The sequence below is a fragment of the Psychrobacter sp. AOP7-C1-14 genome (genome assembly GCF_052376135.1).
Lineage (GTDB): Bacteria > Pseudomonadota > Gammaproteobacteria > Pseudomonadales > Moraxellaceae > Psychrobacter.
The window spans coordinates 1-724 of sequence record NZ_JBQSVH010000048.1; the positions used below are offsets into that span (position 1 = coordinate 1).

Annotated in this window: 1 pseudogene; it reads right to left on the bottom strand. The window is 47.1% G+C overall.

The window, feature by feature from the left end:
- Positions 1–724, bottom strand: a pseudogene (locus ACT3QN_RS13665) (hypothetical protein); the annotation flags it as partial.

Here is a 724-nt window from a genome sequence, read left to right on the forward strand (position 1 = left end):
CGTCACCAGCATTAACGCCGTTGGTTGCATTATTTGGGTCGGTCACGTCACCGCCACTTGCTACATTGGTAATGACAGTTCCGCCTGCATTGAAGCCAGCTGCGGTCACACTTGGACCTATCTGTGCATCATTTGTGTCAGTGAAGCTGACACCTGCTTGGTTCACAATAGTACTGTTACCAGCAGCATCTGTTGCAACTAACCCTTCTGCGCCATACTCACTGGTGTTAGTACCGTCAGTTACGTTAGTACCTGTTGCTGAGGTAGTGGTGACGTTACCTGAATCATCAAATATTACATTACCTTCTGCACCGCTCAAGTTGACATTACCTGAATCGTCGAATATCGCATTACCGATGGCACCGCTTGCATTAAAGTTACCGGCATCATCGAAGATGACATTACCTATCGCAGCACTCGCATTAGTATTGCCTGAGTCATCCGTCAAGACTGTGCTAGCAGCACCATAGTTACCAGTATTGCCATTACCATCTGTGACATTGGTGCCTGTACCTGTGATGGTAGTCACATCAGTACCACTGGTAATAGTGTTACCAAGTGCGGTACTGTTGTTGGTGTTCACACCATCTGTCAGGCTTGCACCTGTGAGACCATAATCTGCGGTGTTAGTACCGTCAGTGACATTAGTACCTGCAGTGGTGATGGTGGTTTTAATCGCTGTATTAGTGCTATCAGTAATGGTTACGCCAGTGTTGTTAGTCAC